This window comes from Cellulomonas persica (genome assembly GCF_007989825.1).
GTDB lineage: Bacteria > Actinomycetota > Actinomycetes > Actinomycetales > Cellulomonadaceae > Cellulomonas > Cellulomonas persica.
Window position 1 is genome coordinate 1 of sequence record NZ_BJUA01000033.1, and the last position, 6,723, is coordinate 6,723.

Annotated in this window: 9 protein-coding genes and 1 pseudogene; 9 read left to right on the top strand and 1 reads right to left on the bottom strand. The window is 73.0% G+C overall.

Annotated features, from left to right (window positions below; all coding sequences use genetic code 11):
• The 7 genes and pseudogenes from CPE01_RS16075 to CPE01_RS16105 form a co-directional block, all read left to right on the top strand.
• Positions 1 to 246 (top strand): annotated as a pseudogene (locus CPE01_RS16075) (methyl-accepting chemotaxis protein); the annotation flags it as partial.
• A complete protein-coding gene (cheB, locus tag CPE01_RS16080; RefSeq protein WP_146807819.1) occupies positions 246 to 1,349 on the top strand; it encodes a chemotaxis-specific protein-glutamate methyltransferase CheB in 1,104 nt (367 codons plus the stop codon). The pseudogene CPE01_RS16075 and the gene cheB, both read left to right, overlap by 1 nt.
• Positions 1,346 to 2,305 carry a CheR family methyltransferase gene (locus tag CPE01_RS16085; RefSeq protein ID WP_146807820.1) on the top strand — a complete coding sequence of 320 codons (960 nt, stop codon included), beginning with the start codon at positions 1,346 to 1,348 and terminating at the stop codon, positions 2,303 to 2,305. Before cheB ends, CPE01_RS16085 begins: the two co-directional genes overlap by 4 nt.
• Positions 2,302 to 2,685 (top strand): response regulator, encoded by a 384-nt coding sequence (locus tag CPE01_RS16090; protein WP_146807821.1) that lies wholly within the window; start codon positions 2,302 to 2,304, stop codon positions 2,683 to 2,685. Before CPE01_RS16085 ends, CPE01_RS16090 begins: the two co-directional genes overlap by 4 nt.
• Positions 2,682 to 3,170: a chemotaxis protein CheX gene (locus tag CPE01_RS16095; protein ID WP_146807822.1), complete on the top strand. Its 489-nt coding sequence runs from the start codon at positions 2,682 to 2,684 to the stop codon at positions 3,168 to 3,170. Before CPE01_RS16090 ends, CPE01_RS16095 begins: the two co-directional genes overlap by 4 nt.
• Complete coding sequence (locus CPE01_RS16100; RefSeq protein ID WP_146807823.1) at positions 3,167 to 3,532, top strand: response regulator; 366 nt, start codon at positions 3,167 to 3,169, stop codon at positions 3,530 to 3,532. The genes CPE01_RS16095 and CPE01_RS16100 overlap by 4 nt, the downstream gene beginning before the upstream one ends.
• Positions 3,529 to 4,011, top strand: a complete 483-nt coding sequence (locus tag CPE01_RS16105) for a hypothetical protein (protein WP_146807824.1) — start codon at positions 3,529 to 3,531, stop codon at positions 4,009 to 4,011. Before CPE01_RS16100 ends, CPE01_RS16105 begins: the two co-directional genes overlap by 4 nt.
• Before the next feature lie 104 nt (positions 4,012 to 4,115).
• On the opposite strand, the gene rfbB is transcribed toward CPE01_RS16105, so the two are convergent.
• Positions 4,116 to 5,114, bottom strand: coding sequence for a dTDP-glucose 4,6-dehydratase (gene rfbB, locus CPE01_RS16110; RefSeq protein ID WP_146807825.1), 999 nt, complete (start codon positions 5,112 to 5,114; stop codon positions 4,116 to 4,118).
• Between the two features lie 71 nt (positions 5,115 to 5,185).
• Here rfbB and rfbD point away from each other — a divergent pair, with 71 nt between their 5' ends.
• Both rfbD and CPE01_RS16120 read left to right on the top strand, forming a co-directional pair.
• Complete coding sequence (rfbD, locus tag CPE01_RS16115) at positions 5,186 to 6,049, top strand: dTDP-4-dehydrorhamnose reductase (RefSeq protein ID WP_146807826.1); 864 nt, start codon at positions 5,186 to 5,188, stop codon at positions 6,047 to 6,049.
• A complete protein-coding gene (locus tag CPE01_RS16120) occupies positions 6,046 to 6,657 on the top strand; it encodes a dTDP-4-dehydrorhamnose 3,5-epimerase family protein (protein ID WP_146807827.1) in 612 nt (203 codons plus the stop codon). Before rfbD ends, CPE01_RS16120 begins: the two co-directional genes overlap by 4 nt.
• Positions 6,658 to 6,723: the final 66 nt, after the last annotated feature.

Consider the following 6,723-nt stretch of genomic DNA (forward strand, 5'->3'; position numbering starts at 1 on the left):
CACATCAACGACTACCAGCTGACCATCGCGTCGGCCGTCGAGGAGCAGACCGCGACGATGAACGAGATCTCGCGCGGCGTCGCCGAGGCCGCGACGGGCTCGGGCGAGATCGCCACCAACATCGTCGGGGTCGCGACCGCCGCCGACCGGCAGTCGCACGTCCTCAACGACGTCGGCGCCCAGGTCGACGACCTCGCCACCGCCTCCGTCGCGCTGCGCGACCGCGTCGAAGGGTTCACGTTCTGATGGGTGTCATCCGCGTCCTCGTCGTCGACGACTCCGTCGTCGTGCGCCGTCTCGTCTCCGACGCGCTCTCCCAGGCGCCCGGCGTCGAGGTCGTGGGAGTCGCCGCCAACGGGCGGCTCGCACAGGCGAAGGTCGCCCAGCTGCGACCCGACGCCGTCACGATGGACGTCGAGATGCCGGAGATGAACGGCATCGAGGCGGTCCGGGCGCTGCGCGCGGCCGGGCACAAGATGCCCATCATCATGTTCTCCACGCTCACCGAGCGCGGAGCGGCGGCGACTCTCGACGCGCTCGCCGCGGGGGCCACCGACTACGTCGCGAAGCCCTCGAACGTCGGCAGCGTCCAGGAGTCGATCGCGCGCGTCGCCGACGAGCTCGTCCCGCGCCTGCGCTCGCTCGTGCCCGTGCCGGGCCTGGCCGGGGGCGTGCCCTCGACGGCAGGCCGCCCGGTCGCCGCCGCGCCCGTCGCAGCGCCGCGGCGCGCGGTCACGCTGCGCCCCGCTCCCCAGCCGCACGCCAGCAGGCTCGTCGTCGTCGGCTCGTCGACCGGCGGCCCCGAGGCCCTCTCGCGCGTCCTGTCCGGCCTGACCGCGCCGCCCAGCGTGCCCGTGCTCGTCGTGCAGCACATGCCGCCCGTCTTCACCCGTCAGCTCGCGACCCGGCTCGACCGGCTCGGCCCGGCGACCGTCGTCGAGGCCGCCGGCGGCGAGATCCTCCAGCGCGGGCACGTGTACATCGCCCCCGGCGACCGGCACCTCGAGGTGCGTCGCGCGGGCCCGCGTCTCGAGACCGTGCTGACCGACGGCCCACCGGTGAACTACTGCCGGCCCGCGGTCGACGTGCTGTTCCGTTCCGCCGTGCGTGCGGTCGGTGGTGACCTCGTCGCCGTCGTCCTGACCGGCATGGGCTCGGACGGCCGCACGGCGTGCTCGGAGGTCGTCGACGCAGGCGGCACCGTGATCGTCCAGGACGAGCCGACGAGCGTCGTCTGGGGCATGCCCGGCGCGGTCGCCGGCGCAGGGTTCGCACACCAGGTGCTGCCCATCACCGAGGTGGCCCCCGCCGTCGAGCGTGCGCTGCAGACAGGGGGAGCCGCCGCATGAGCCTGGCACCCGAGTCCTTCGCGTTCGTCGCCGACCTCGTCGCGCGACGTTCCGCCATCCAGCTCGCACCCGGCAAGGAGTACCTCGTCGAGTCACGCCTCCTGCCGCTCGCCCGCGAGGCCGGCCTGGACGTCGACGCGTACGTCGCGCAGCTGCGCGCGCAGCCGTCGTCGCCCGCCGCCACCGCGGTCGTCGAGGCCATGACGACGAACGAGACGTCCTGGTTCCGGGACGGCGCGCCCTACCAGGCGCTGCGTCGTCACGAGCTGCCGCGCCTCGTCGCCGCCCGCGGTGGCGTCGGCCGCCTGCGGGTCTGGTCGGCCGCGTGCTCGACCGGCCAGGAGCCGTACTCGCTCGCGATGTGCCTGAGCGACGACCTGCCCGCGAGCATGAGCGCGGAGATCATCGCGACCGACCTGTCCGAGCAGGTGCTGGCGCGGGCCCGCGCGGGGCGTTACTCGCAGCTCGAGATCAACCGCGGCATGCCCGCGCAGATGCTCGTGCAGCACCTGCGGCGCGTCGGCACCGAGTGGGAGGTCGCCGAGTCGTTGCGGCGCATGGTCACCTTCCGCGCGCACAACCTGCTCGACGTGCCTCCCGCGGGGCAGTTCGACGTGGTGTTCCTGCGCAACGTCCTCATCTACTTCGACACGCCCACCAAGCGCGGCATCCTCGACCGGGTCCTGCGCGTGCTGCGGCCCGACGGAGTGCTCGTCCTGGGTGCCGCCGAGACGACCCTCGGCCTCCACGACGGCTGGGAGCGCGTGACGATCGAACGCACCTCCGTCTACCGCCCGCTCGCCTCACCCCCGGCGAGTGCGCTGCCCACGCAGTACAGCCCGCTCGCCGCGACGGGGACGGACGGTGCGTCGCTGCCGTCCGGCTACAGCCCCCGGCCGGCGACGGCCCTGGCCGCCTCGACCCGCCCCATCGCCCCCGGAGGAACCGTCCGATGAGAGCACTCGTGATCGACGACTCGCGCACGATGCGCAGGATCGTGTCGGGAGCGCTGGAGAAGCTCGGCTTCGAGACCATCCAGGCCGAGCACGGACGCGCCGCGCTCGACCACCTCGAGGCCGGCGAGCGCGTGGACCTCTGCTGCATCGACTGGAACATGCCCGTCATGGACGGGCTGACCTTCGTCACCGAGGTCCGCGCGAACCCCGCGTGGCGCGCCATCACGCTCATGATGGTCACCACGGAGAGCGAGCACGGGCAGATCGTCCGCGCGCTCGCCGCGGGGGCGCACGAGTACCTGATCAAGCCCTTCACCCCTGACGCGATCCGCGACAAGCTCGACCTGCTCGGCCTCGTCGCTCTCGAGGAGACCGCATGACCGTCACGTCCGTCGACCACGACCAGGTCCACGCCATCGCGCAGGAGGTGTTCGCCGCGATGGTCGACGGCGACCTCGGCCAGCTCCTGCCCTGGGAGGGCGAGCTGCCCGAGCTGCCCGAGCCCGTCGTCGCGTGGGTCGACCTGCACGGCGAGTGGTCCGGCCGCGCCGTCCTGGTGACCGGCCACACCACCGCCGAGGATCTCGCGCGGGCGCTGCTCGGCCTGCCCGACGACGACGAGGTGTCCCGCGAGGACCTCGAGGACGCGTTCGGCGAGATCGCCAACGTCGTCGGCGGCAACCTGAAGTCGCTCCTGCCGAACCCCGGCACGCTCGGTCTGCCGCAGGTCGGGACGCAGGTCCCGACGCTCGGCGGTGCGATCCGCGTGCAGCACCTGCCCCTGTCCTGGCGAGGACGCCTGCTCGTCGTCGACGTGTGGTTCGCCGCGCCTGACTCCCTCACCACCACTGGAGGAAACCGATGAGCATCAGCGTCGTCGTGGCCGACGACTCGCGTGTCATGCGGCAGATCGTCATCCGCACCCTGCGGCAGGCCGGCTACGACTGGGACGTGCGTGAGGCGTCCGACGGCGCCGAGGCGTTCGCGGCGGTCAAGGCCGAGGAGCCGGACGTCGTCCTGTCCGACTGGAACATGCCCAACATGACGGGCATCGAGCTCCTGCGCACGCTGCGCAACGCGGGCTACCAGACGCCGTTCGGGTTCGTGACCTCGGAGGGCTCGCCCGAGATGCGGGCGACCGCCGAGGCGGCCGGTGCCCTGTTCCTCATCGCCAAGCCGTTCACCCCGGAGTCCTTCCGGGAGGTCATCGACCCGGTGCTGGCATGAGCGCCGAGACGCCCCTGCCGAACGCCAAGCAGGTCCGTGAGCTGTACGAGGGCCTCGTCGGCCGCGAGATCGTCGTCGAGACCGGCGGCAGGATGGTCGACCCGGCGGCGGGTGCGCTCGTCGGCGTGTACGTGGACCGCCTGTACAACCTGGTCGCGCTCACGCTGCTCGACGTGCCGCTCGCCGCGCACCTGGGCGCCGCGCTCGGGCTCATGCCCGCGCGGCTGTCCGCGGAGGCGGCCGAGCTCGAGGCGCTGTCGACGACGCTCGTCGAGAACGCGAGCGAGGTCCTCAACGTCACCGCCGCGCTGCTGAACGACGAGCGTGCGCCGCACGCGCGGCTCGACCGCGTGTACCAGCCGGGCGACCCGCTGCCCAACGACATCGCCGCCTGGGTGCTCGCGTACGTGCGCCGCACCGACCTGACGATGACCGTCACCGGCTACGGCAAGGGGTCCTTCTCGCTCCTGGTCATCTGACCGGTCGCCCACGACCCAGGCCGGGCTCGCCACGCACGCGGGCCCGGCCTCGTCGTGTCCCGGCCGGGAGGCCTCAGCCGTGGACGCGGGGGGACGGGCGTCGGTCAGGCCTGGCCCGTGGCCGCGTACGCCGCCTCGACCGTCGCCTTCGCGGGACGCCACCAGTCCTCGTTGCCGCGGTACCAGTCGACGGTCGCCTCGAGCCCCGCGCGGAAGTCGGTGAAGCGAGGCGCCCAGCCGAGCTCGGTACGCAGCAGCGTCGAGTCGATCGCGTAGCGCAGGTCGTGCCCGGGGCGGTCGGTCACGTGGTCGAAGTCGTCGGCGTCGCGCCCGAAGATCTCCAGCAGCGTGCGCACGACCTCGAGGTTGCTCTGCTCGCCGTCCGCGCCGATGAGGTACGTCTGCCCGATCCGGCCGTCCTCGAGGATCCGCCACACCGCGGCGTTGTGGTCCTCGACGTGGATCCAGTCGCGCACGTTCGCCCCCGCGCCGTAGAGCTTGGGGCGCACCCCGTCGATCAGGTTGGTGATCTGGCGCGGGATGAACTTCTCGACGTGCTGGTACGGGCCGTAGTTGTTCGAGCAGTTCGAGATCGTGGCCTGCACGCCGAACGAGCGCACCCACGCGCGCACCAGCAGGTCCGAGCCCGCCTTGGTGGACGAGTACGGCGAGGACGGGCTGTAGGGCGTGGTCTCGGTGAACCGGGCGGGGTCGTCGAGCTCCAGGTCGCCGTAGACCTCGTCGGTCGAGATGTGGTGGTAGCGCGCGCCGTGGCGGCGGACCGCCTCGAGCAGCGTGTACGTGCCCACGAGGTTCGTCTGGACGAACGGCCACGGGTCGGACAGCGAGTTGTCGTTGTGGGACTCGGCCGCGAAGTGCACGACCGCGTCGGCGGCGCCGACGAGCCGGTCGACGAGCGCCGCGTCCGCGATGTCGCCCTGCACCACCTCGACCGCGTCGGCGACGGGCGCCAGCGAGCGCACGTCGCCCGCGTACGTGAGCTTGTCGAGCACCGTGACCTGCACGTCGGGACGTGAACGCACGGTGTGCAGGACGAAGTTCGCGCCGATGAAACCGGCGCCACCGGTGACCAGAAGCCGCATGCGGCGAGCCTAACCAGCCCTAGAGTGCTCCCGACCCGGGTCACCGGGCGAAAACGGAGAAACGGGGCAGCATGCGCTGGGTGGTCGTCGGGGCCGCTGGGATGCTCGGCACGGACGTCGTGGCACGTCTGGGCCGGCTCGACGAGGAGGTCGTCGCGCTCGGGCGCGCGGACGTGGACCTGCTGTCGCCGCAGTCGTGCGCCGCCGCGCTCGCGGGCGCGGACGTCGTCGTGAACTGCGCGGCCTACACGGCGGTCGACGACGCCGAGACGCACGAGGACGAGGCCTACGCCGTCAACGCGACCGGTGCGGGCAACCTCGCGCGCGCCGCGGCCGACGCCGGCGCCCGGCTCGTGCAGATCTCCACCGACTACGTGTTCGACGGCCAGGCCACGACCCCGTACGACGAGGACGCGCCCACCACTCCCCGCAGCGCGTACGGCCGGACCAAGGCTGCGGGGGAGGAGGCCGTGGCGGCGGCCGGCGGCGACCACCTCGTCGTACGCACCGCGTGGCTGTACGGCGCGCACGGCGCGTGCTTCCCGAAGACCATCGCGCGCGTCGCGCTGCAGCGTGGGGCGCTCGACGTCGTCGACGACCAGCACGGCCAGCCGACGTGGACCGTCGACGTCGCGGAGGTCGTGGTGCGGCTCGTCGCCACGGGTGCGCCCGCCGGGACGTACCACGCGACGTCCTCCGGGCAGGCGACGTGGCACGAGTTCGCGCAGGCGGTCGTGGGCGCGGCCGGCCTGGACCCGGGGATCGTCGCGCCGACGACCTCGCAGGCCCTCGTGCGCCCGGCACCCCGGCCCGCGTACTCGGTGCTCGGGCACCGCAGACTGACCGAGGTCGGCATCGCGCCGATCCGGGACTGGCGCGAGCGCTGGGCGGCCGCCGCCTCGCAGGTGCTCGCCGAGAGCGAGGAGCGGGTATGAGCTGGGAGCCGTTGGCCGTCGAGGGCGCGTACCGCGTCACGCAGCGCGTGTTCGGCGACTCGCGCGGGTCGTTCCTCGAGTGGTTCCGCGCCGCCGAGCTCGAGGAGCTGACCGGCCGTCGGTTCGACCTGCGCCAGGCGAACCTGTCGGTGTCGGCGGCGGGCGTGCTGCGCGGCGTCCACTTCGCCGACGTCCCACCCGGCCAGGCCAAGTACGTGACCTGCGTGAACGGCGCGGTGCTCGACGTCGTGGTCGACCTGCGCGTCGGCTCGCCGACGTTCGGCGCGTGGGACTCCGTGCTGCTCGACGACGAGTCCCGTGAGGCGGTCTTCCTCTCGGAGGGCCTGGGCCACGCATTCCTCTCCCTCCAGGACGGCTCGGTCGTGACGTACCTGTGCTCCGCGCCCTACGCCCCGGCGGGCGAGCACGGCATCAACCCCCTGGACCCGGCCCTCGGCATCACCTGGCCGACCCACGGCCGCAACGGCGCCCCCTTGTCCGTGCTCCTGTCGGACAAGGACCGCGACGCCCCCTCCCTCGCCGAGGCCCTCGAGACGAACCTCCTCCCGCGCCACGACGACGTCCGGTCCTTCATCGCCACTCTCTAGCCCCGCGACGTCGAACCGCACGAGGTCCTGCGGCGCGACGTCGAACCGCGCGAGGTCCTGCGGCGC

Coding starts and splice junctions, on each gene's coding strand:
- rfbB (WP_146807825.1), bottom strand. CDS start 5,114: ATGCGGCTTCTGGTCACCGGTGGCGCCGGTTTCATCGGCGCGAACTTC.
- CPE01_RS16100 (WP_146807823.1), top strand. CDS start 3,167: ATGAGCATCAGCGTCGTCGTGGCCGACGACTCGCGTGTCATGCGGCAG.
- CPE01_RS16120 (WP_146807827.1), top strand. CDS start 6,046: ATGAGCTGGGAGCCGTTGGCCGTCGAGGGCGCGTACCGCGTCACGCAG.
- CPE01_RS16095 (WP_146807822.1), top strand. CDS start 2,682: ATGACCGTCACGTCCGTCGACCACGACCAGGTCCACGCCATCGCGCAG.
- cheB (WP_146807819.1), top strand. CDS start 246: ATGGGTGTCATCCGCGTCCTCGTCGTCGACGACTCCGTCGTCGTGCGC.
- CPE01_RS16105 (WP_146807824.1), top strand. CDS start 3,529: ATGAGCGCCGAGACGCCCCTGCCGAACGCCAAGCAGGTCCGTGAGCTG.
- CPE01_RS16085 (WP_146807820.1), top strand. CDS start 1,346: ATGAGCCTGGCACCCGAGTCCTTCGCGTTCGTCGCCGACCTCGTCGCG.
- CPE01_RS16090 (WP_146807821.1), top strand. CDS start 2,302: ATGAGAGCACTCGTGATCGACGACTCGCGCACGATGCGCAGGATCGTG.
- rfbD (WP_146807826.1), top strand. CDS start 5,186: ATGCGCTGGGTGGTCGTCGGGGCCGCTGGGATGCTCGGCACGGACGTC.